17 protein-coding genes are annotated in these 22,017 nt (G+C 74.0%); 10 read left to right on the forward strand and 7 right to left on the reverse strand.

Annotated features, from left to right (window positions below; genetic code table 11):
- Positions 1–10: 10 nt before the first annotated feature.
- From ACFYT9_RS00870 to ACFYT9_RS00880, 3 genes are all read right to left on the reverse strand, one after another.
- Positions 11–883, reverse strand: a complete 873-nt coding sequence (locus ACFYT9_RS00870) for an acyl-CoA thioesterase (protein WP_387271697.1) — start codon at positions 881–883, stop codon at positions 11–13.
- Positions 884–2,041 carry an acyl-CoA dehydrogenase family protein gene (locus tag ACFYT9_RS00875; protein ID WP_376250650.1) on the reverse strand — a complete coding sequence of 386 codons (1,158 nt, stop codon included), beginning with the start codon at positions 2,039–2,041 and terminating at the stop codon, positions 884–886.
- A gap of 76 nt (positions 2,042–2,117) precedes the next feature.
- Positions 2,118–3,440, reverse strand: coding sequence for a helix-turn-helix domain-containing protein (locus tag ACFYT9_RS00880; protein WP_389160085.1), 1,323 nt, complete (start codon positions 3,438–3,440; stop codon positions 2,118–2,120).
- A gap of 164 nt (positions 3,441–3,604) precedes the next feature.
- Between ACFYT9_RS00880 and ACFYT9_RS00885 the strand changes: the two genes are divergently transcribed.
- On the forward strand, positions 3,605–4,210 hold the full coding sequence (locus ACFYT9_RS00885) for a hypothetical protein (RefSeq protein WP_389160086.1): 606 nt from the start codon (positions 3,605–3,607) through the stop codon (positions 4,208–4,210).
- Positions 4,211–4,218: 8 nt separating this feature from the next.
- On the opposite strand, the gene ACFYT9_RS00890 is transcribed toward ACFYT9_RS00885, so the two are convergent.
- A complete protein-coding gene (locus ACFYT9_RS00890) occupies positions 4,219–5,661 on the reverse strand; it encodes a PucR family transcriptional regulator ligand-binding domain-containing protein (RefSeq protein WP_389160088.1) in 1,443 nt (480 codons plus the stop codon).
- Between the two features lie 162 nt (positions 5,662–5,823).
- Between ACFYT9_RS00890 and ACFYT9_RS00895 the strand changes: the two genes are divergently transcribed.
- The 3 genes from ACFYT9_RS00895 to ACFYT9_RS00905 all read left to right on the forward strand — a co-directional run bounded on the left by ACFYT9_RS00895 (position 5,824) and on the right by ACFYT9_RS00905 (position 10,253).
- Positions 5,824–7,320 carry a sodium:solute symporter gene (locus ACFYT9_RS00895; protein ID WP_389160090.1) on the forward strand — a complete coding sequence of 499 codons (1,497 nt, stop codon included), beginning with the start codon at positions 5,824–5,826 and terminating at the stop codon, positions 7,318–7,320.
- Positions 7,321–7,391: 71 nt separating this feature from the next.
- Positions 7,392–8,357, forward strand: coding sequence for an agmatinase (gene speB, locus ACFYT9_RS00900; protein WP_189847489.1), 966 nt, complete (start codon positions 7,392–7,394; stop codon positions 8,355–8,357).
- 213 nt (positions 8,358–8,570) lie between these two features.
- Positions 8,571–10,253: a thiamine pyrophosphate-binding protein gene (locus tag ACFYT9_RS00905; RefSeq protein ID WP_389160092.1), complete on the forward strand. Its 1,683-nt coding sequence runs from the start codon at positions 8,571–8,573 to the stop codon at positions 10,251–10,253.
- 23 nt (positions 10,254–10,276) lie between these two features.
- Here the strand turns inward: ACFYT9_RS00905 and ACFYT9_RS00910 are convergent, their stop codons facing one another.
- On the reverse strand, positions 10,277–10,648 hold the full coding sequence (locus ACFYT9_RS00910) for a hypothetical protein (RefSeq protein WP_389160094.1): 372 nt from the start codon (positions 10,646–10,648) through the stop codon (positions 10,277–10,279).
- A gap of 157 nt (positions 10,649–10,805) precedes the next feature.
- Here ACFYT9_RS00910 and ACFYT9_RS00915 point away from each other — a divergent pair, with 157 nt between their 5' ends.
- From ACFYT9_RS00915 to ACFYT9_RS00930, 4 genes are all read left to right on the forward strand, one after another.
- Positions 10,806–14,540 (forward strand): ABC transporter ATP-binding protein, encoded by a 3,735-nt coding sequence (locus tag ACFYT9_RS00915; protein WP_389160096.1) that lies wholly within the window; start codon positions 10,806–10,808, stop codon positions 14,538–14,540.
- Between the two features lie 49 nt (positions 14,541–14,589).
- Positions 14,590–15,027, forward strand: a complete 438-nt coding sequence (locus ACFYT9_RS00920) for a hypothetical protein (protein ID WP_387271680.1) — start codon at positions 14,590–14,592, stop codon at positions 15,025–15,027.
- Positions 15,028–15,305: 278 nt separating this feature from the next.
- Complete coding sequence (locus tag ACFYT9_RS00925) at positions 15,306–15,695, forward strand: hypothetical protein (RefSeq protein ID WP_387271678.1); 390 nt, start codon at positions 15,306–15,308, stop codon at positions 15,693–15,695.
- 86 nt (positions 15,696–15,781) lie between these two features.
- Positions 15,782–17,230, forward strand: a complete 1,449-nt coding sequence (locus tag ACFYT9_RS00930; protein ID WP_387271676.1) for an aminopeptidase — start codon at positions 15,782–15,784, stop codon at positions 17,228–17,230.
- 44 nt (positions 17,231–17,274) lie between these two features.
- Here ACFYT9_RS00930 and ACFYT9_RS00935 read toward each other — a convergent pair whose 3' ends face one another.
- Both ACFYT9_RS00935 and ACFYT9_RS00940 read right to left on the reverse strand, forming a co-directional pair.
- Entirely contained in the window at positions 17,275–19,107 is a 1,833-nt protein-coding gene (locus ACFYT9_RS00935; RefSeq protein ID WP_389160099.1) for a glycoside hydrolase family 3 protein, read from the reverse strand.
- A 206-nt stretch (positions 19,108–19,313) separates the two neighbouring features.
- Positions 19,314–20,225, reverse strand: coding sequence for a LysR family transcriptional regulator (locus ACFYT9_RS00940; RefSeq protein ID WP_389160602.1), 912 nt, complete (start codon positions 20,223–20,225; stop codon positions 19,314–19,316).
- 137 nt (positions 20,226–20,362) lie between these two features.
- On the opposite strand from ACFYT9_RS00940, the gene ACFYT9_RS00945 reads away from it, so the two are divergent.
- Both ACFYT9_RS00945 and ACFYT9_RS00950 read left to right on the forward strand, forming a co-directional pair.
- A complete protein-coding gene (locus ACFYT9_RS00945) occupies positions 20,363–21,421 on the forward strand; it encodes an EamA family transporter (protein WP_389160100.1) in 1,059 nt (352 codons plus the stop codon).
- The gene (locus ACFYT9_RS00950) at positions 21,418–21,984 is read left to right on the forward strand and encodes an AAA family ATPase (protein ID WP_389160102.1); all 567 of its coding nucleotides are present in this window, start codon (positions 21,418–21,420) and stop codon (positions 21,982–21,984) included. Before ACFYT9_RS00945 ends, ACFYT9_RS00950 begins: the two co-directional genes overlap by 4 nt.
- The last annotated feature ends 33 nt before the right edge of the window (positions 21,985–22,017 follow it).

Here is a 22,017-nt window from a genome sequence, read left to right on the forward strand (position 1 = left end):
GTATGTCCGGTCAGTGGCGCGGGACGCGAACGACACCCTCCTGGATGACGGAGATCGCCAGCCGCCCGTCCCGGGTCCAGATCTTCGCCTGGCCGAGGCCGCGCCCGCCGGAGGAGGACGGCGACTCCTGGTCGTAGAGGAGCCATTCGTCGGCCCGGAAGGGCCGGTGGAACCACATGGCGTGGTCGAGGGAGGCGCCGACCACGTCGCCGACGGCCCAGCCGCCGCGCCCGTGGGCGAGCAGCACCGAGTCGAGGAGCGTCATGTCGGAGACGTAGGTGGCGAGGACGACATGGAGCAGGGGGTCGTCGGCGAGCTTGCCGTTGGTGCGGAACCAGACCTGCGAGCGCGGCTCGCGCGGCTCGCCGACGGAGCCCCAGGGCGGGACGTCGGCGTACCGCAGGTCGACGGCGGCGCGGGCCTCGACGAGCCGCCGGGCCACGCCCTCCGGCAGGTGGCGGGGCAGCATCTCCTCGGCGGTCGGCAGCGACTCCGGGTCGGGCGCGGCCGGCATGGCGTCCTGGTGGTCGAGCCCCTCCTCGTACGCCTGGAAGGAGGCGGAGAGGTGGAAGATCGGCTGCCCGTGCTGGATCGCGACGACCCGCCGGGTGGTGAAGGAGCGGCCGTCGCGGATGCGGTCGACCTCGTAGACGATCGGCGCGCCCGGGTCGCCCGGCACGAGGAAGTACGCGTGCAGGGAGTGGGCGAGACGGTCCGGGGGGACGGTCCGGCCCGCGGCCACCAGCGCCTGGGCGGCCACCTGGCCGCCGAAGACGCGGGGGACGATCGCGGACCTGGACCGTCCCCGGAAGATGTCCTGCTCGATCCGCTCCAGGTCGAGCAGAGCGAGCAGGTCATCCAGTGCGGAAGGCGCTTCGGGCACTTACAGGCCCATGCTCTTCGCGATGATCGACTTCATGATCTCGCTGGTGCCGCCGTAGATGCGGTTGACGCGGTTGTCGGCGTACAGGCGGGCGATCGGGTACTCGTTCATGTAGCCGTAGCCGCCGTGCAGCTGGAGGCAGCGGTCGATGACGCGGTGGGCGACCTCGGTGCAGAAGAGCTTGGCGGAGGCGGCCTCGGCCGGGGTCAGCTCGCCCGCGTCCAGGGCCTCTAGGGCGCGGTCGGCGACGGCCTCGGCGGCGTCGACCTCGGCCTGGCAGGCGGCCAGCTCGAACTTGGTGTTCTGGAAGTGGGCGACCGGCTTGCCGAAGACGACGCGGTCCTGCACGTACTGCTGGGCGAAGCGGACCGCGGCCTTGGCCTGGGCGTAGGCGCCGAAGGCGATGCCCCAGCGCTCGGAGGCGAGGTTGTGGCCGAGGTAGGAGAAGCCCTTGCCCTCCTCGCCGAGCAGGTCCTCGACGGGGACCTTGACGTCGACGAAGGCCAGCTCGGCGGTGTCGGAGGTCTTCAGGCCGAGCTTGTCGAGCTTGCGGCCGATGGAGTAGCCCTCGGACTTGGTGTCGACGGCGAAGAGCGAGATGCCGAAGCGGCGGTCCTCCGCGGAGGGGGCGGAGGTGCGGGCGCAGACGATCACGCGGTCGGCGTGGACGCCGCCGGTGATGAAGGTCTTGGCGCCGTTGAGGACGTAGTGGGTGCCGTCCTCGGAGAGCTTGGCGGTGGTCTTCATGCCCGCGACGTCGGAGCCGGTGCCCGGCTCGGTCATCGCGAGGGCCCACATCTCCTCGCCGGAGACGAACTTCGGCAGGTAGCGCTTCTTCTGGTCGCCGGTGGCGAGCATCTTGATGTACGGCAGGGCGAGCAGCACGTGCACGCCGGAGCCGCCGAACTGCACACCGGCGCGGGAGGTCTCCTCGTAGAGGACGGCCTCGAACTTGTGGGTGTCGAGGCCGGCGCCGCCGAACTCCTCCGGCACGTTGATGCCGAAGATGCCCAGCTCGCCGAGCTTGTAGTAGAAGTCGCGCGGCGCCTGGCCGGCGGCGAACCACTCGTCGTAGACGGGGACGACCTCGGCCTCGATGAAGGCCCGGATGGTCTCCCGGAACGCCTCGTGGTCCTCGTTGAATACGGTACGGCGCACGGTGCGACTCCTCCGGTGTGCGGGCCCAGTTGGCTAAGCGCTTGCTCAGTCTGTCGTCAACGAAGTTACCCAGCGGTCACCCGCCCTGTCCAGACTCCCCGCCTGTGATCCAGGCCCGCTCCACGGAGTCGTACCCGTACAGGGGCCGTCCCTTCGCCCCGCTCGTCCGAAAGGGGCGGCCGTCCTCGTCCCCGATCCGGACCGTCCCGCGCCGTCCCTCCGAGCTCCATTCCAGCTCCAGGTACCAGCGGCAGTCGCAGGTCGCCGTCGCCGCCGAGACCAGCAGCTCCTCCGGCTCGGTGAGGCTGACCGCGTAGGGGAAGGAGACCGCCGGGAGCGTCCGGCCCTCCTGACCGGAGGCGTCGTACCCGTCGAGCGCCCGGGCCACCGGCCGCGGCCGGTCCAGGTCCACCTCGAAGCGGCGCGGCGTCACCGCCCCGCCGCATCCGTCGTCCATCCGGTACCCCGCCCACGGCAGCGGCGCGTCCCGCTCCACCACCCGCACGTGCAGCGCCTGGAGCACCACGGCCGCCGCGCCCTTCCCCTGCACCGACACCCGCACCAGCGTCTCCCCGCCGTGCACGGCCCCCCGCGCCGTCGCCCAGCTCCGGGCGTCGGCCGCCTCGGGCGGGGGAGGGGGCGTCCGCTCCATGAGGTAGGTGTGCCCGCACCCGTTCTTCCACAGGTGCGAGGAGACGGTCCACGTCAGCGGCGGGGGCACCGGCGGCTCGGCGGCCCGCTCCCGGGCCTTCCCGGGCAGGAGTACGGCTCCGAGCGTCATCGCCCCCACGACCGCGAGCGCCCCGCCGACCACGGCCGGCCACCCCCACCGCCGCCGCCGCCGCTCGGACGGGAGGCCCGGCACGCGCGCGTGCACGGGTGCCAGCTCGGGCCCGTGCGCGGCCTCCCGCCCGGACACGGCCTCCGGGACGGACACAGACTCCGGGACGGGCGCGGGCTCCGAACCGGACACGGCCTCCCGGGCGGGCGCGGGACCGGACCGCGCTTCGGGCTCCGGTGTGGTCCTCGGGGCCGGGCTGGAGTCCGGGCGAGGGGCCGGCGCGGGTTCCCGCGCGGCCGCCGGCGCGGGCCCGGGGTCCCGTCCCGGCGCCGGCGTCGAGACCGGGGCGGCCTCCGGCGCCGGAGGGCGGCGGGTGCGGTCCGCGCGGGTCCAGGCGGCCTCCAGGGACCGCCGCTCCTCCTCGTCCGCCCCGCAGAGCGAGGCGAGGCGGTCGACCACGCCGAACTCCTCCGGGACGGTCGCGCCGGAGCAGTAGCGGTGGAGGGTGGACGCGCTGACGTTCAGGCGCCGGCCCAGCGCCTCGTAACTCCGCCCGTCCCGCGCCTTCAGCGCGCGCACGAACCGTGCGAACTCCTCGACAGCGGCGTCCTTCGGCATTCCATCCCCCTCGACCCTGCGTCCCACGCCTTCACGTCCTTGCACGTCAGCGGGGGTGGAATGGTTCCGGGACGGGGGACGGGCGCGTCACCGTTGCATGCGGCGGGCGGTGGCCCGAGGCTGATGGAGCACTGACCGAACGACCCGACGGGGGATCCACCACCATGAACAAGTTCCGTGCCGCACTCGCCGCCACCGCCACCGCCGCCCTGGGCCTCGCCGCACTCGCCGCCGGCCCGGCGCAGGCCGCCGCCCAGCCCGCCTTCCTCGCCGCCTCCCAGCTGCCGAAGTCGTCCACGCCGTGGACCGCCACCCAGATCTTCAACGGCGTCCCGGAGAACGGCGGCGCCCTCTGCGCCCCGTACAAGATCCCGGCGCAGAACTCCCGCTACCGCGAGTTCAGCACCGAGCTCGACACCAACGGCGTCCAGATCACCAACGTCGCCCGCACCGAGGCCGACGCCGTGAAGCTGGTCGACACCCTCCGCAAGTCCCTCGCCGGCTGCGGCTCCCTCCTGGAGAAGCAGAACCCGGGCCTGAAGGCCGTCAGCGCCTTCCACGGCAAGCTCGCCGTCGAGGAGGGCGCCTGGGTCTACAGCCTGGACACCGCCGACCCGCAGATCGGCAGCACCGACATCCACCTCTTCTCGGTGGGCCGCGACGGCAAGACCGTCACCTTCGTCCGCTGGGGCCAGATGGGCGACTTCAAGGACGCCCCGCTGACCGCCTTCCGCACCACGACGAAGACCGCCGTCAACAAGCTGTACTGACCCGGTCCTCACCGCAGCGCGAACCACAGCTCCATCCGCGCGTCCGCGTCGTCCAGGTCGCGGTCGAGGAGGACCGCGCAGCGGGCGATCCGCTGCCGGACCGTGTTGCGGTGGACGCCCAGCGCGGCGGCCGTGCGGTCCCAGCTGCCGTGCAGGGACAGCCAGGTGCGCAGCGTCTCCGCCTGCGGCTCGCTGAGGGGAGCGAGCAGCACGCGCGCGTGGGCGGCGGCCTCCTCCGGGTCCACCAGACCCGCCAGGCCGTTCGCCCGGTGCCGTACCAGCGGGGTCCGGGTCGCCTCCGCGCGGCGCAGCGCCCGCGCGGCCTGGGCGTCCGCCGCCGGGAGGGCGTCCGGGGCGGCGGGGGCGCTCACGCCGAGCGTCCAGCCCGGCTGGACGGTCGCCGCCGCCCCCGGCGGCAGCAGGAGCCGTACCGTCGGGCCGGCCTCCACCAGGTCCGTGCCCAGCGCCGCCGCCAGGCCGGCCGCCGCGAACGGGGTGCCGTCGCCGCCCCGGGCGTGCGCCACCGTCCACGGGCCGGGGGAGAGCGCGGCGGCCGTCTCCGCCGCCGGGGCGCCGAGCAGCAGCCGCGTCAGGGCCGCGTCCCGCCCCGACACCTCGGTGGCCCGGTGCGGGGCCGTGAGCAGGGACAGCAGTACCACCGCCACCCCGGCGACCGTGTGGTCGCCGGGGTCGCGGCGTTCCGTCGCCACCCCCAGGGTCAGCCCGTCGCCGCCGCCGAGCGCGTACGCCGCGAGCTTCAGTCCGCCGCCCTCCCCGCTCGCCGACGCCGGGCCGCCCGGCCGGGGCCCGACCACCCCGGCGAGCTCCGCCAGCGCCCGCGCCGCCTCGGGACCGAGCTCCCGGCCGGCCGCCGCCGACTCCGAGCCGTCCGCGCCGAACAGCACCGCCCGGCCGCCCAGCCGGGAGGCCAGGGCGCCCAGCACCGCCGGGACCGGCGCCGGCCGGGCCGCGGCCGTGGCGAGCGACTGCTGGGCCTCCGTCACCCGGCGCAGCTCGTGCAGCCGCGCCTCCGCCATCAGCCGCCACAGCGCCCGCGCCACCGCCGTGAAGGGCGTCCGGGGCGGCACCTCGATCAGCGGCAGCCCGTGCCGGGCGCACGCCTCGACCAGCTCCGCCGGCACCGTGTCGTAGACGGGCGTCACGCCGAAGCCGAGCGCCGCCGCCCCCGCCTCCACCACCCGCTCCACGTACCGCGCCGGATCCGTCAGCTGCACGCCCGCCGTCATCAGCAGCTCACCGCCGAGCAGGTACGGGTACGGGTCGGCCATCTCCGAGGTGTGCACCCAGTGCAGCGCCACGTCCTGCGGACCGGCGAGCAGCCGCAGCCCCAGCTCCCGGCGGGCGAGCAGCGCCGCCAGGGTGACCCGGGGGACGGGCGGGGTGGCGGCGGGCTCGCGTGTCGCACTCATGGTCATGGATCCTTCGTACATCCCCCGCCCCTACAGTGGAGGAAACGTACACTTCATCGTCGCTTTCCGGCCACCTACTGTCGAGGGATCCAGGAGCCGCGGGTACGGGCGGATGTCCCCGCGACCAGCTCCCGGTCACATTCCCCGCACGACACGCCACCGAGGTGCGCGAAGGAGGGCCCCATGGCCGTCGACTACACAGTGATCGTCCTGTATCTGGCCGGCATGCTCGCGATGGGCTGGTGGGGCATGCGCCGCGCCAAGTCCAAGAGCGAGTTCCTGGTCGCGGGACGGCGCCTCGGACCGTGGATGTACTCCGGCACCATGGCCGCGATCGTCCTCGGCGGCGCCTCCACCATCGGCGGCGTCGGCCTCGGCTACAAGTACGGGCTCTCCGGCGCCTGGATGGTCGTCACGATCGGCCTCGGCCTGCTCGCCCTGAGCGTCTTCTTCTCCGCCCGCATCGCCCGGCTGAAGGTCTACACCGTCTCCGAGATGCTGGACCTCCGCTACGGCGGCCGCGCGGGCATGATCTCCGGCCTCGTCATGTGGGCGTACACCCTCATGCTCGCCGTCACCTCGACGATCGCCTACGCCACCATCTTCGACGTCCTCTTCGACCTGCCCCGCACGCTTGCGATCGTCCTCGGCGGCACCATCGTCGTCGCCTACTCGACGCTCGGCGGCATGTGGTCGATCACCATCACCGACATGGTGCAGTTCGTCGTCAAGACCATCGGCGTGCTGCTCCTGCTGCTGCCGATCGCCGTCGTCAAGGCCGGCGGTTTCGCCGAGATGAAGGCCCAGCTGCCCACCGCGTACTTCGAGCCCCTCGGCATCGGCGGCGAGACGATCTTCACCTACGTGCTGATCTACACCTTCGGCATGCTCATCGGGCAGGACATCTGGCAGCGGGTCTTCACCGCCCGCACCGACAAGACCGCCAAGTGGGGCGGCACCGTCGCCGGCACCTACTGCCTGGTGTACGCGATCGCCGGCGCCGTCATCGGCACCGCCGCCAAGGTCATGTACCCGAACCTGCCCTCCGCCGACGACGCCTTCGCCACCATCGTCAAGGACGAGCTGCCCATGGGCGTCCGCGGCCTGGTCCTCGCCGCCGCGCTCGCCGCCGTCATGTCGACCTCCTCCGGCGCCCTCATCGCCTGCGCCACCGTCGCCAACAACGACATCTGGTCCCGGCTGCGCGGCCTCACCAAGACGCCCGAGCAGCAGGACGACCATGACGAGGTGAAGGGCAACCGCGTCTTCATCCTCATCATGGGCGTCGGCGTCATCCTGATCGCGATCGCCCTCAACGACGTCGTCCAGGCCCTCACCGTCGCCTACAACCTCCTCGTCGGCGGCCTCCTCGTGCCGATCCTCGGCGGACTGCTGTGGAAGCGCGGCACCGTCCAGGGCGCCCTCGCGGCCATCGCCGCCGGCGGCGTCACCGTCGTCGCCCTGATGGCGGCGTACGGGATCCTCGCGAACCAGCCCATCTACTACGGCCTGCTCGCCTCCCTCGCCGCCTACGTGATCGTCTCCCTGGCCACCCGGCCCACCGACGCGGCGATCCTCGCCAACTGGCGGGCCCGCCTGGCCGGCCAGGGCGGCGAGGCCCCCGAGAAGCCCGGCGGGAGCTCCGCCGGCACCACCGAGCCGGTCACGGCCGGCGCCTGACGCTTCCGGGCGGCCATGACCGGGCCGCCCGGCACACCCCACCCCACCGTCCCACCAGGAGGACACCGACCATGAGCAGCGACCAGAACACCCCGCGCGGCCCGATCGACTCGTCCCGCGTCCCGCGGTACGCCGGTCCCGCGACGTTCGCCCGCCTGCCGCGGCTCGACGAGGTCGGCACCGCCGACATCGCCGTGGTCGGCGTCCCCTTCGACTCCGGCGTCTCCTACCGCCCCGGCGCCCGCTTCGGCGGCAACGCGATCCGCGAGGCCTCCCGCCTGCTCCGCCCGTACAACCCGGCGCAGGACGCCTCCCCCTTCGCCCTCGCGCAGGTCGCCGACGGCGGCGACATCGCCGTCAACCCGTTCAACATCAACGAGGCCGTCGAGACCATCGAGGCCGCCGCCGACGAGCTCCTCGGCACCGGCGCCCGCATGATGACCCTCGGCGGCGACCACACCATCGCCCTCCCGCTGCTCCGCTCGGTCGCCAAGAAGCACGGCCCCGTCGCCCTGCTCCACTTCGACGCCCACCTGGACACCTGGGACACCTACTTCGGCGCCGAGTACACCCACGGCACCCCGTTCCGCCGCGCCGTCGAGGAGGGCATCCTCGACACCGAGGCCCTCTCCCACGTCGGTACCCGCGGCCCGCTCTACGGCAAGCAGGACCTCACCGACGACGAGAAGATGGGCTTCGGCATCGTCACCTCCGCGGACATCTACCGCCGTGGCGCCGACGAGGTCGCCGACCAGCTGCGCCAGCGCATCGGCGACCGCCCGCTCTACATCTCCATCGACATCGACTGCCTCGACCCGGCCCACGCCCCCGGCACCGGCACCCCCGAGGCGGGCGGCATGACCTCCCGCGAGCTCCTGGAGATCCTCCGCGGCCTCTCCTCCTGCAACCTGGTCTCCGCCGACGTCGTCGAGGTCGCCCCGGCCTACGACCACGCCGAGATCACCGCGGTCGCCGCCTCCCACACGGCCTACGAACTGACCACGATCATGAGCCGCCAGATCGCGGCGAGCCGATAATTCCCGGGGGTGGCCCGCCCCCCCCGGCCGGGGCCCCCCCCCCCCCCCCCCCCCCCCCCCCCCCCGGGCGCCCCCCACCCCCCCCCCCCCCCACCCCCAGCACGAACTTGCCCCCCCAGCGGGGGGCGCGCCTATATGCCCGGGGGGGGCCCGCCCCGCCGGGGCGGGCCACCCCTCGCGCACGAACGACCACGACGCCCAGGGGACCCCGACATGACCCACGACCACGACCTGGTCCTGCGACCGACCGCCGCCCAGACCGAGGCCGCGCTGAACCCGCCCGCCGGGCGGACCGGCGGCGACCTCGTCATCGAGACCCTCACCGGCCTCGGCGCCACGACGGTCTTCGGTCTCCCCGGCCAGCACGCCCTCGGCATGTTCGACGCCCTGCGCCGCTCCTCGCTGACCTACGTCGGCCTCCGCGTCGAGAACAACGCGGGCTTCGCCGCCGACGCCTACGGCCGCGTCACCGGCGAGGCCGCCCCGCTGCTGCTCTCCACCGGACCCGGCGCCCTCATGTCGCTCGCCGCGCTCCAGGAGGCCGCCGCCGCCTCCGCTCCGGTCCTCGCCATCGGCAGCCAGATCCCCGCCGCCGGACTCGGCGGCGGCCGGCACGGCTACCTCCACGAGCTCCGCGACCAGCAGGCCAGCTTCCGGGACGTCGTGAAGTCCGTCCACACGGTCCGTACGCACTCCCAGATCCCGTCCGCGATCGCCGCGGCCTGGGAGTCGGCGCTCACCGCCCCGTACGGCCCGGTCTGGGTCGAGATCCCGCAGGACGTGCTCCTCGCGGAGACCACCCTGCCGGTGGTCACGGCCATGGACGCCACCCCCGAGGACGTCGTCCCGCGCCCCGAGCTGACCGCCGTCGCCGCGCACCTGCTGACGACCGCCGAGCGCCCGGCGATCATCGCCGGCGGCGGCGTCGTCCGCTCCGACGCCTCCGGCAAGCTCCTCGCGCTCGCCGAGCGCCTCGACGCGCCGGTGGTCACCACCTTCGGCGGCAAGGGCGCCTTCCCGTGGGAGCACCCGCTCTCCCTCCAGTCCTGGCTGGAGGACCGGCACACCACCGACTTCCTGGAGGACGCCGACGTCCTCCTCGTCGTCGGCTCGGGCCTCGGCGAGCTGTCCTCGAACTACCACACCTTCGCCCCGCGCGGCCGGGTGATCCAGATCGAGGCGGACGCGGGCAAGCTGGAGTCCAACCACCCGGCGCTCGGCATCCACGCCGACGCGCGCCTCGCCCTCCAGGCGCTCCTGGAGACGGCCGGGGAGCGCACCGACGCCACCGCCCCCGCCCGGGTCCGTACGGTCCTGGACAAGGTCGCCGACCGGCTGGCCGCGCAGGACCTGGACCTGGAGCGGCGGATCGTCGCCTCGGTCCGCGAGGCGCTGCCGTCCCGGGCGCCGAGCTTCTGGGACATGACGATCCTCGCCTACTGGGCGTGGTCCGCCTTCGACGCCCGGCACCCCAACACGATGCACTCCGCGCAGGGCGCCGGCGGCCTCGGCTACGGCTTCCCGGCCGCGCTCGGCGCGGCCGCCGCCGACCCGACGACCCCGGTCCTCGCGGTCTCCGGCGACGGCGGCGCGATGTACTCGATCGCGGAGCTGGCGACGGCCAGGCAGTACGGCTTCGACGTCACCTGGCTGATCGTCGACGACGGCGGCTACGGCATCCTGCGCGAGTACATGACGGACGCCTTCGGCGAGGCCACCGGCACGGAGCTGGCCCGCCCCGACTTCGTCGCCCTCGCCGAGTCCTTCGGAGTCCCCGCCGTCCGCACCACCCCCGACGCCCTGACCGCCGACCTCTCCAAGGCCCTGGCCACCCCCGGCCCCTCGGTCGTCGTCCTCCCGGCCCTCCTGAAGATGTTCGAACCGACCCACCTCTGAGCCGGCAGGCCTCCGGCCGGGTCTCAGCCGGTCAGGGACTCCCACGCCTTGCGGTACGCGGCGAACCGGTCCTCGTAGCCCTGGGCGAACACCGCCGCCTGCGGGGTCACGTTGTTCTTGGACTCGCGGCGCGGGGGGATCGACCTCGCTATGTCGTCCATGATCACGGCGGCCGCGTCGGCGGCCGCCCCACCCCGCTCCCGCGCCGCGAGCAACTGGTGCCCGACATCCCGCAGCAGCCCCCGGCAGACGTTGTACGGGTTGTCCGCCGCCGCCGTCACCAGCGTCGCCGGCACCGACGCGATCCGCCCCGTCCCCGCGAGCGACCGCATCGCGACCAGCGCCCCGTACAGCTGCCCCCAGCGGTACGGCATCCCGTCCTCGACCCGCCCCACGGGCGTCCCCTTCCTGTCGCGCGGCCACGTCCCACCGGTTCCTACCCCGGAGGGGGTGGTCCTAGGACTTCCGTCCCGTCTTTGTTGCGGCGGGATGAAATGGCACGTCGGGCACGTTGTGGCCTTCCGGTAGACCAGGACGGACGGGAGGCGCCACGTGGCGGTGGTGGGGCAGCAACGGCAACAGGGGTGGGCGCGGCGGCTGTGGTCGTACGCCTGGCGGTACAAGACGGACGTCGTGCTGGCGCTCGGCTCGTCGCTCGCCGGCATGGCGCTGCTCGCGCTGGTGCCGCTCATCACCAAGGTGATCATCGACGACGTGATCGGCACCGGTTCGCGGTCGCTCACCGTCTGGACCGGGCTGCTGCTCGGCGCCGCCGTGCTCGTCTACGTCCTGACCTACATCCGCCGCTACTACGGCGGCCGGCTCGCGCTCGACGTGCAGCGGGACCTCCGCGACGACATGTACGGGACGATCCTGCGGCTCGACGGGCGGCGGCAGGACGAGCTGTCCACCGGGCAGGTCGTCGGGCGCGCCACCAGCGACCTCCAGCTCATCCAGGGCCTGCTCTTCATGCTCCCGATGACGATCGGGAACATCCTCCTCTTCGTCATCTCGCTGGCCGTCATGGCCTGGCTGTCGATCCCGCTGACCCTCGTCGCCCTCGCCGTCGCCCCCGCCCTGTGGTGGATCGCCAAGCGGAGCCGGACCCGGCTCCACCCGGCCACCTGGGCCGCCCAGCAGGAGGCCGCGGGGGTCGCCGGCGTCGTCGACGGCGCCGTCACCGGCGTCCGGGTCGTGAAGGGCTTCGGCCAGGAGGACCAGGAGACCGGGAAGATCCGGGACGCGGGGCGGAAGCTGTTCGCCGCGCGGCTGCGGACGATCCGGCTGAACTCCCGCTACACCCCCGCCCTCCAGGCCGTCCCCGCCCTCGGCCAGGTCGCCGTCCTCGCGCTCGGCGGCTGGCTCGCCTACAAGGGCCAGATCACCCTCGGCACCTTCGTCGCCTTCTCCGCCTACCTGGCCTCCCTGGTCGGCCCGGTCCGGATGCTCGCCATGGTCCTCACCGTCGGCCAGCAGGCACGCGCGGGCGTGGACCGGGTCGTCGAGCTGATCGACACCGAGCCGGCCCTCGCGGACGGCACCAAGGAACTGCCGGCCGACGCCCCCGCCACCGTCGAGTTCGACGGCGTCACCTTCGCGTACGGCGACGGCAAGCGTGTCCTCGACGGCTTCTCGCTGGAGCTGCGGGCCGGCGAGACCGTCGCCCTCGTCGGCTCCTCCGGCTCGGGCAAGTCCACCGTCTCGCTCCTCCTGCCCCGCTTCTACGACGTGGACCGGGGCGCCGTCCTCGTCGGCGGCCACGACGTGCGCGAGCTGACCCTGGAGTCGCTGCGGGCCGCCATCGGCCTCGTCCCGGAGGACTCCTTCCTCTTCTCCGACACCGTCCGCGCCAACATCGCGTACGGCGTCCCCGACGCCACCGACGAGCAGATCGAGGCCGCCGCCCGGGCCGCCCGCGCCGACGGCTTCATCGCCGAGCTGCCCGAGGGCTACGCCACCAAGGTCGGCGAGCACGGCCTCACCCTCTCCGGCGGCCAGCGCCAGCGCGTCGCGCTGGCCCGCGCGATCCTCACCGACCCCCGCCTCCTCGTCCTCGACGACGCCACCTCCGCCGTGGACGCCAAGGTCGAGCACGAGATCCACGAGGCCCTGAAGGCCGTCATGGCGGGCCGGACCACCCTGCTCATCGCCCACCGCCGCTCCACCCTCGGCCTCGCCGACCGGATCGCCGTCCTCGACGGCGGCCGGCTGGCCGACCTCGGCACCCACGCGGAGCTGGAGAAGCGCTCCGCGCTCTACCGCCGTCTCCTCACCGACCCCGACGAGCTCGGCGGCGTCTCGCCCGGACACGTCCTGAAGACCGGCCCCGCCCCCCGGGAGGACGACCCGCTGCGGGCCGAGCTGGACGCCGAGTTCGACGCCGAGCGGGGCATCACCCCCGCCCTGTGGGTACGGGACGAGACCGCCGACCGCACGGCCGAGGCGGCCGGAGCCACCCCCGAGCTGCTCGCCGCCGTCGCCGCCCTCCCGCCCGCCGCCGACACCCCCGAGGTGGACGAGTCCCGCGCCGTGGAGCCGGAGACCGGCTACGGGCTCCGCCGGCTGCTGCGCGGCTTCGGCGCGCCCCTCCTCATCAGCCTCGGCCTGGTCGCCCTCGACGCGGGCGCCGGGCTGCTCCTGCCGGTGCTCATCCGGCACGGCATCGACGAGGGCGTGAACCGGCTGGCGATCGGCGCCGTCTGGGCCGCCTCCGCGCTCGCCCTGGTCACCGTCCTCGTCCAGTGGGTCGCGCAGACCGCCGAGACCCGGATGACCGGCCGCACCGGCGAGCGGGTCCTCTACGCGCTCCGCCTGAAGATCTTCGCCCAGCTCCAGAGGCTCGGCCTGGACTACTACGAGCGCGAGCTCACCGGCCGGATCATGACCCGGATGACGACGGACGTCGACGCGATGTCCACCTTCCTCCAGACCGGCCTGGTCACCGCCTTCGTCTCGGTCGTCACCTTCTTCGGGATCATGGTGGCGCTGGTGGTCCTCGACCTCCAGCTGGCCCTGGTCGTCTTCGCGACCCTGCCGGTCCTCGCCGTCGCCACCTACTACTTCCGCCGCTCCAGCGTGAAGGCGTACGAGCTGGCCCGCGAGCGGATCAGCGTCGTCAACGCCGACCTCCAGGAGTCCGTCGCCGGCCTGCGGATCGTGCAGGCGTTCGGGCGGGAGCGGGCGGGCGCCGCGCGGTTCGCGGAGCGCGGCGAGGCCTACCGGGACGCGCGCGTGCGCGGCCAGTGGCTGATCTCGGTCTACTTCCCCTTCGTCACCCTGCTCTCCTCGGGAGCCGCCGCGGCCGTCATGATCGTCGGCGCCAACCGGATCGAGGCCGGCACCCTCACCACCGGCGCCCTCGTCGCCTACCTCCTCTACATCGACCTCTTCTTCGCCCCCGTCCAGCAGCTCTCCCAGGTCTTCGACGGCTACCAGCAGGCCGCCGTCTCCCTCGGCCGCATGCGGGAACTCCTCCAGGAGCCGACCTCCACGGCCCCGGCCGAGGAACCCCGCGAGGTGCTGTCGCTGAGCGGCGAGATCGCCTTCGAGTCCGTCTCCTTCGCGTACGGCACAGAGGAGGCCGCGCTGACCGGGATCGACCTGCGGATCCCCGCCGGGCAGACGGTCGCGTTCGTCGGCGAGACCGGCGCCGGCAAGTCCACCCTGGTCAAGCTGGTCGCCCGGTTCTACGACCCGACCTCGGGCCGGGTCACCGCGGACGGCGCCGACCTGCGCGACCTGGACCTCACCTCGTACCGGCACCGGCTCGGCGTCGTCCCCCAGGAGGCGTACCTCTTCGCCGGGACGGTCCGGGACGCCATCGCCTACGGGCGGCCCGGCGCCACCGACGCCGAGGTGGAGGCGGCGGCCCGCGCGGCCGGCGCGCACGACATGATCGCCACCCTCGACGGCGGCTACCTCCACGAGGTCGCCGAGCGCGGCCGGAACCTCTCGGCCGGCCAGCGGCAGCTCATCGCCCTCGCCCGGGCCGAGCTGGTCGACCCGGACGTCCTCCTCCTCGACGAGGCCACCGCCGCCCTGGACCTGGCCACCGAGGCCCAGGTGAACGCCGCCACCGAGCGGCTCTCCGGCCGCCGTACGACGCTGATCGTCGCCCACCGGCTCACCACGGCCGCCCGCGCCGACCGGGTGGTCGTCATGGACCACGGCCGGGTCGCCGAGGACGGCAGCCACGACGAGCTCCTCGCCCGGGACGGCCGGTACGCGGCCCTGTGGCGCACCTTCATCGGCGAGGCGGAGCCGGAGGAGGAACCGGCCGCGATCTGAGTACGGGGGCTCATGACGGGGCCGGGGCGGCCGGGGTTGGATCGGTGTCATGAACGACACCGGCGGCCCGAACGCCCCCGCCCCGGCCCCCGCGCCCGCCACCGAGCGCCCGGACGCGCCCCCCGTCCCCGACGCTCCCGCCCCGGACACGGCCCCGGTGCCCGCCGCGACCCCCTACCTGGAAGCCCGGGCGCTGCGCCGCGCCGCGCTCTGGGCCGGGCTGCTGTTCCTGCCCGCGACGCTCCTCGGCGTGATGCTCGTCCTCTCCACCGAGGCGGGCACGGCGTGCGTGATGCGCGGGACCTGCCGGGAGATCCCCGGCTGGCTGTACGCGACCACCCTGGCCGTCGCGGGCGGCGCCTGGCTGCGGGCGCTCACCGTCCCGGACGGGGCCCCGCCCACCCGGGCCCGCCGGGCCGCCCTGTGGACGCTGATCGCCGCGGAGTCGATCTTCCTCTGCCTGGTCATGGGCTACTTCCTGCCGTGACCGCGACCGCCGGGGGCAACCGTACGGACGTCCCGGGCGTCGTAAGCCTGTACGGGCGAACGGACGGCGGGGGAGGAGCGGGCATGTCCGGAGACACAGGGGACCGACGGCGGGCGGCACACGCACAGGCGCCCCTCGGCAGACCCCGCGCCGCCGCGCCCGCGCCCACCGCTGTACCCGCGCCCACCGTTGTACCCACGCCCGTACCCGCCGCCCGCGCGTCCCGGAGAGGCCTCCGGGGTCCGCTCGCCGCGCTCCGGCGGAGCCTCGCGCACGCCGTGGCACGCGCGCGCGTGCACCCCGTCGCGTACGGTCTCGTCCTCGTCCTCGCCGCCGGTCTCCTGACGCTCGCCGGGCCCGGCGCGGGCACCGCCGACGCCGTATCCGTCTGCCACGGACGGCCCGCCCGCACGGTCGCCTTCGCCACCGGCGAGCTCCGCCTCTACCGCACCCGCCACTACGCCTGCGCGCTCGTCCTCGCCAAGCGGCCCGGCGCGCCGCGCCCCATGAAGGTCACCCTCCAGCCGCGCGGCGGCCGGGCCGCGGTCGTCACCGGACGCTGGGGCCGGCAGGCCGGTCCGGTCACCGTGCACGCGCTCAACCGCTGCGTCCGCGCCACCGCGACCGTCTCCGGGCGCTCCACCGCCACCGGCTGGATCCTGTGCTGATGCAGAGGTAAGGCTCAACCGGGTCTGGCGGCCCGGACGTTCACCCCGCTAGGTTCACGGCACCGTTGTGAATCATGGGAGGGTGCATGCGTAAGTCGCTGAGACTGATGCTGTCGCTTTCGGTGCTCATAGGCATCGTGGGCTCCACCGGCGTGGCCACCGCCACCGCCGCCGGTACGGAGTCCGCCGGCACCGTCGCCGACGCGCCGGGCTCGGACATCAAGGACCGCCTCCTGGCGATCCCCGGGATGAGCCTGATCGAGGAGAAGCCGTACGCCGGCTACCGCTTCCTCGTCCTGAACTACGAGCAGCCGATCGACCACAAGCGGCCCTGGGCCGGAACGTTCCAGCAGCGGATCTCGGTGCTCCACAAGGGCACCGACCGCCCCACCGTCTTCCGCACCAGCGGCTACGGCCTGAGCACCACCCCGAGCCGGGCGGAGCCGACCCGGATCATCGACGGCAACCAGATCTCCATGGAGTACCGCTTCTTCACGCCGTCCCGTCCGGCGCCCGCCGACTGGTCCAAGCTCGACATCTGGCAGGCCGCCACCGACCAGCACCGGATCTTCACCGCCCTGAAGAAGGTCTACGGCGAGAACTGGCTCTCCACCGGCGGCTCCAAGGGCGGCATGACCGCCACCTACTACGAGCGCTTCTACCCGCGCGACATGGACGGCGTCGTCGCCTACGTGGCCCCCAACGACGTCGTGAACAAGGAGGACTCGGCCTACGACCGGTTCTTCGCGAACGTCGGCACCAAGGAGTGCCGCGACCGCCTGAACACCATGCAGCGCGAGGCCCTGCTGCGCCGCGGCCCGCTCCAGGAGAAGTTCAAGGCGTGGGTCGCGACCGAGGGCGCCACCTTCAACACGGTCGGCTCGCTCGACAAGGCGTGGGAGGCGACCGTCCTCGACTTCGTCTGGGGCTTCTGGCAGTACTACGGCGAGGACGTCTGCGACACGATCCCGGACGCGAGGACCGCGAGCGACGACACCGTCTACGAGACGATCGACGCCTACGCCGGCTGGGGCGCCTACACCGACCAGGGCCTGGAGTACTACACGCCGTACTACTACCAGGCGGCCACCGAGCTCGGCTCGCCCAGCATCAAGCAGCCCCACCTGCGCGGCCTGACCCGCTACGGCTACCAGCCCGCCTCGAACTTCGTGCCCCGCGAGATCCCCATGAGGTTCAAGCCGTGGGTCATGCGGGACGTCGACGACTGGGTCCGGAAGAACGCGAACCGGATGCTCTTCGTCAACGGCGAGAACGACCCGTGGAGTGCCGAGCCCTTCCGCCTCGGCAAGGGCGCCCGGGACAGCTACGTCTTCACCGCGCCGGGTGCCAACCACGGCGCGAACGTCGCCGGACTCGCCGACGCCGAGCGCGAGAAGGCCACCGCCCGCATCCTCGCCTGGGCCGGCGTGGACGCCCCGGCGGTCGAGGCGGCCCGGCCGCTGGCGCGCTTCGACGCCCGCCTGGACAAGCCGGTGGACGAGGACGTGACGAGGGAGCACGGCCTGCGGCCGTAGCCCCCGGTGGGGTGCGGCCCCGCGAGGGAGCCGCACCCCGCCCGTCAGTAGGAGAGGCCGAACCCGACCGGGTAGAGCGTCTCCGCCGGGTCGTCGGCGCTCCGCACCGGCACGGGCAGCCGCCCGCGCGGCTTCGCCCGCCCGGCCAGCACCCATACGGCGGCGCGGAGTTCCACGTCGGTCCAGGAGTAGGCGGCGAGGGTGGCCCGCTGCCCGGAGATCCGGGCCACGTCGTACGGGTTGCGGATCGCGACCGTCACCACCGGCACCCCGGTCGCCACCAGCCGCGCCACGAGCGTCCGCTGCGGGCTGGTCGCGGTGACGTTGTACGTGCCCACGACGACCACGTCCTGTCCGGCCGCGGCCGCCACCGCCTCCTCGATCCGGTCCGCCGTCGGGGTGATCCCGGTGGACAGCACGGTGGGCGTGAAACCCAGTTCGCGCAGGGCCCCGCCGAGGGTGGTGGTCGGCGGTCCCGTCGTACCGGACGGGGAGGCGGGGTCGGCGCCGACGACCAGGACCCTCCCGTGCGTGGCCGCGCGCAGCGGCAGGAAGCCGTCCTCGTTGACCAGCAGGGTGGTGGTCCGCTCGGCGATCCGGTCGGCCTCGGCGAGGTGCCGGGCGGTGCCGACGGTCGCGGCCACCTCCCGCCGGCTCGTGTACGGGTCCGTGAGGAGGCCCCGCCGGGCCTTCAGGCGAAGGATCCGCAGAACCGATTCGTCGAGCCGCTCCTCGGTCAGCTCCCCGCCGCGCACGGCCGCGAGCACCGCGTTCCAGGCCACGTCGAGCTTCGGCGGGTTGAGCAGCTGGTCCACCCCGGCCTTCAGGGCGAGCACCGGCACCCGGTCGTCGCCGTACTTGGTGCGGACGCCCTGCATGTCGAGGGCGTCGGTGACCACGACCCCGTCGTAGCCGAGCTGCTCGCGGAGCACACCGGTGAGGATCGGGTGCGAGAGCGTCGCCGGGTCCTCCGACGGGTCGAGCGCCGGGACGACGAGGTGGGCGGTCATGATGGAGTCGATGCCGGCGGCGATCGCGGCGCGGAACGGCGGGGCGTCGAGCTCGGCCCACTGCTCGCGGGTGTGGGTGATGACCGGCAGGCCGTAGTGGCTGTCCACGGCGGTGTCGCCGTGGCCGGGGAAGTGCTTGGCGGTGGCGGCGACCCCGGCCCCCTGGTAGCCGCGGATCTGGGCGGTGACCAGGGCGGAGACCGCGCGCGGGTCGGAGCCGAGGGAGCGGACGCCGATGACCGGGTTGGCCGGGTTGACGTTGACGTCGGCGACGGGGGCGTAGTTCTGCCGGATGCCCATGGCGGCGAGTTCGGCGCCGGCGATCCCGGCCGCCCTGCGGGTGTCCGCCGGGGAGCCGCCCGCTCCGAGCGCCATCGCGCCGGGCAGCAGCGTGGCGGGCTCGCCGACCCGGCAGACGACGCCGTGCTCCTGGTCGGTGGAGATGAGCACGGGGACCCGGGTGGACCCGGACAGCGCGGCGGTCTGGATGCCGTTGGAGAGTGCCGCGATCTGTTGCGGGTCGCGGGTGTTGTGGGCCCAGGCGAAGTAGATGACCCCGCCGACGTGGTAGCGCTCGATCAGCTCGGCGGCCGTGCGGACCCCGAGCTCCCGGAGGTTGGCGTCCACGTCGGCCTGGTCGGGGGCGGTGGCCGAGTGTCCGTACACCCGGGAGACGAAGACCTGGCCGACCTTCTCCTCCAGCGACATCCGGTCGACGATCCGGCGGAGCCACCGCTCGGTCCTGGCGTCGGGGGCGTGGGCGGCGGAGTGTGCGGCGGCGGGGGTGACGGCCCCGGTGGCGGCCGCGGCGGCCGCGGCGGCGGTGACGGCGAGCAGGGTGCGGCGGGTGGGGGCGGGGTGGGGCACTGGTGCTCCTTCCGGCCGTGCAGGGTGACAGCGAGGGGCGGCAGCGAGGGGTGAAAGAAACTGCCAAGATGAACGGATAGTCTGAAAGTAACTACCAGGTCAAGGATTCACGCACGAATCGCCGAAGAAGAGGGAGCCGGGAAGAGGGGCGAAGGGGAGGAGGGGAAGCGGGGCGAAGGGTGAAGGGGAGGGGGTGCCGCCCCGGCTCAGGCCGCCGACGCGATCGACGGCCACAGCTCCTGGAGCGTACGGACCGTCTCCCGGATCGCCGGGCGGCGCGCCGCGCCCGTCCGCCACAGTGCGTGCAGTCGGCGCGTCGGCGCCGGGTCGAGCCGCAGCGGCGCCACCTCCGGCGGCAGCCCGCCGCGCCCGAGCCGGGGGACGAGCGCGATGCCGAGGCCGGCCGCGACCAGCGCGACCTGCGTGTGGTTCTCCTCCGCCTGATGGACGATCAGCGGCTCCACCCCGGTCGCCCGCAGTGTCCGCTCCAGCCAGTCGTGGCACACCGTCCCCGGCGGCTGCGAGATCCACCGCTCGTCCGCGAGCTCCTCCCGCCGCACCGACCGCCGGCCCGCCAGCGGATGGTCCCGGTGCACCAGGATGTCGCAGCCGTCGTCGCCGATCACCGCCTGCTCCACCCCGGGCGGCGCCGGCAGCGGGGCGATGTCCCAGTCGTGGGCCACCGCCAGGTCGAGCACCCCGCGGGCCACGAGGTCCACCGAGAGGTGCGGGTCCACCTCGGTCAGCCGGGCGTCCAGGCCGGGATGGCGGACGGTCAGGTCCGCGAGCACCCGGGGCATCAGACCGCGCGCCGCGCTCGGGAAGCAGCCGATCGACAGCCGCCCGGCCGGCAGCCCCCGCCGCTCCTCCAGGCGCACCTCCGCCTCCTCCACCAGTGCCAGCAACTCGCGCGCGGTGGAAGCGAGTTGACGCGCCTCGTCGGTGAGGCGGACGCCCCGGCCGCTCCGTTCGAGCAGGGTCGTACGGGTCTCCCGCTCCAGCTTCGCGATCTGCTGCGACACCGCCGACGGGGTGTAGCCGAGCGCCGCCGCGGCCGCGCCCACGCTGCCGTGGACGGAGACGGCGTGCAGGGCGCGCAGACGGCCGAGATCGAGCACGGGAACCTCCGGCGGACGGTACGGGCCGGCCGCCTCGACGGACTGCCCGATGGACCTGTGGATGTAGCAGTGCTTCATCCAACCATGAAGAGACCTGTGCTGGTGCTACACGGTCCCGGGCGGTCATGCTCGCCTGCATGCGCCCCGCACACATCGCCCTCGCCGCGCTCGTCGCCGCGGTCTGGGGGGTCAACTTCGTCGTCATCGAGATCGGCCTCGACCACTTCCCGCCGCTGCTCTTCTCCGCGCTCCGCTTCCTCGTCGCCGCCCTGCCCGCGGTCTTCCTCGTCGGCCGCCCGAAGGTCGCCTGGAAGTGGATCATCGCTGTCGGACTCGCCCTGGGCGTCGCCAAGTTCGGCCTCCTCTTCCTCGGCATGGACCTCGGAGCCCCCGCCGGGCTCTCCTCCCTCGTGCTCCAGGTGCAGGCCGTCTTCACCGCCCTCCTCGCCTTCGCCGTCCTCGGCGAGCGCCCCGCCCGGCGAGCCGTCCTCGGCATGGCGGTCGCCCTCGCGGGCATCGGCGTCGCCGCCGTCGACGAGGGCACCTCGGGGCCGGTCACCGGCTTCGTCCTGGTCATCGCCGCGGCCGCCGCCTGGGGTGTCTCCAACGTCTGCACCCGCAGGGCCGCCCCGCCCGACGCGCTCAACTGGATGGTCTGGGTCAGCACCGTCCCCGTCCTGCCGCTGCTCGGCCTCTCCCTCCTCGTGGAGGGCCCCGAGCGGGACCTGGCCGCGCTGCGCGCCCTGGACTGGACCGGCGTGGGCGTCATCGTCTACGTCGCCTGGGTCGCCACCGTCTTCGGCTTCGGCGCCTGGGGCTGGCTGCTCCGCCGCCACCCCGCCTCCTCCGTCGCCCCCTTCTCGCTCCTCGTCCCCGTCTTCGGCATGTCCTCCGCCGCGCTCTTCCTCGGCGAGTCGGTGAGCCCGCTGCGCTGGGTGGCGGCGGCGCTGCTCGTCGGCGGCGTGGCGCTGACCTCCCTGGCGGCGCGGAAGCCGGCGCCTCCGGAGCCGGACCCGAAACCGCTGGTGCGCCGGGCGCCCGCCCCCGTATCGTCCGTGGCTCCGCCTGTGGCTCCGTCCGCAGCTCAGCCCATGGCTTCGTCCGCGGCTCAGCCCGCGACTTCGTGCGCGGTTTCGCCTGCGGCTCAGCCCCTGGCTCAGCCCGTTGCTCCGCCCCGCGAGGAAAGGCCCGTATGACCTTCGAGCACCTCACCGTCGACACCGCCGTCCCCGCGCCCGGCGCGCTGCTCCTCGCCGGCATCCCCGGCAGCGGCAAGTCGACGGTGTCGGCCGCGCTCGCCGCCCGGTTCGCGCGCGCCGCGCACATCGAGGTCGACCACCTCCAGGAGCTGATCGTCAGCGGCGGCCGATGGCCGACCCCGGAGGGCGACCCGGAGGCGGACCGCCAGATCCTGCTGCGCGCCCGGGGCGCCTGCCTCCTCGCGGGCAGCTTCGCCGCCGCCGGCTTCCTGCCGGTCCTGGACGACGTGGTGGTACGCCGCTCCCACCTGGACTTCTACCGGAGCGCGTTGGCGGCGGTCCCGCTCCACGTGGTGATTCTCGCCCCCGGCCCGGAGCGGGCCCGGGAGCGCAACGACGCCCGCCACAAGCGCCTCACCACCGACTGGTCCTTCCTGGACGAGGCCATGCGGGCCGAACTCTCCGGCCAGGGCGTCTGGATCGACAACGCCGACCGGACGGTCGAGGAGACCGTCGACGCGGTCCTCGCGGCGACGGGCCTGGATCCCGCCGCCGGATAGCTCGGTCCCCGGCGCGCGGGAACCCGTCGGTCT

It is taken from the genome of Streptomyces sp. NPDC004435, from assembly GCF_042873895.1.
Lineage (GTDB): Bacteria > Actinomycetota > Actinomycetes > Streptomycetales > Streptomycetaceae > Streptomyces.

Coding starts and splice junctions, on each gene's coding strand:
- ACFYT9_RS00950 (WP_389160102.1), top strand. CDS start 21,418: ATGACCTTCGAGCACCTCACCGTCGACACCGCCGTCCCCGCGCCCGGC.
- ACFYT9_RS00930 (WP_387271676.1), top strand. CDS start 15,782: ATGCGTAAGTCGCTGAGACTGATGCTGTCGCTTTCGGTGCTCATAGGC.
- speB (WP_189847489.1), top strand. CDS start 7,392: ATGAGCAGCGACCAGAACACCCCGCGCGGCCCGATCGACTCGTCCCGC.
- ACFYT9_RS00945 (WP_389160100.1), top strand. CDS start 20,363: ATGCGCCCCGCACACATCGCCCTCGCCGCGCTCGTCGCCGCGGTCTGG.
- ACFYT9_RS00895 (WP_389160090.1), top strand. CDS start 5,824: ATGGCCGTCGACTACACAGTGATCGTCCTGTATCTGGCCGGCATGCTC.
- ACFYT9_RS00920 (WP_387271680.1), top strand. CDS start 14,590: ATGAACGACACCGGCGGCCCGAACGCCCCCGCCCCGGCCCCCGCGCCC.
- ACFYT9_RS00905 (WP_389160092.1), top strand. CDS start 8,571: ATGACCCACGACCACGACCTGGTCCTGCGACCGACCGCCGCCCAGACC.
- ACFYT9_RS00880 (WP_389160085.1), bottom strand. CDS start 3,440: ATGCCGAAGGACGCCGCTGTCGAGGAGTTCGCACGGTTCGTGCGCGCG.
- ACFYT9_RS00885 (WP_389160086.1), top strand. CDS start 3,605: ATGAACAAGTTCCGTGCCGCACTCGCCGCCACCGCCACCGCCGCCCTG.
- ACFYT9_RS00890 (WP_389160088.1), bottom strand. CDS start 5,661: ATGTACGAAGGATCCATGACCATGAGTGCGACACGCGAGCCCGCCGCC.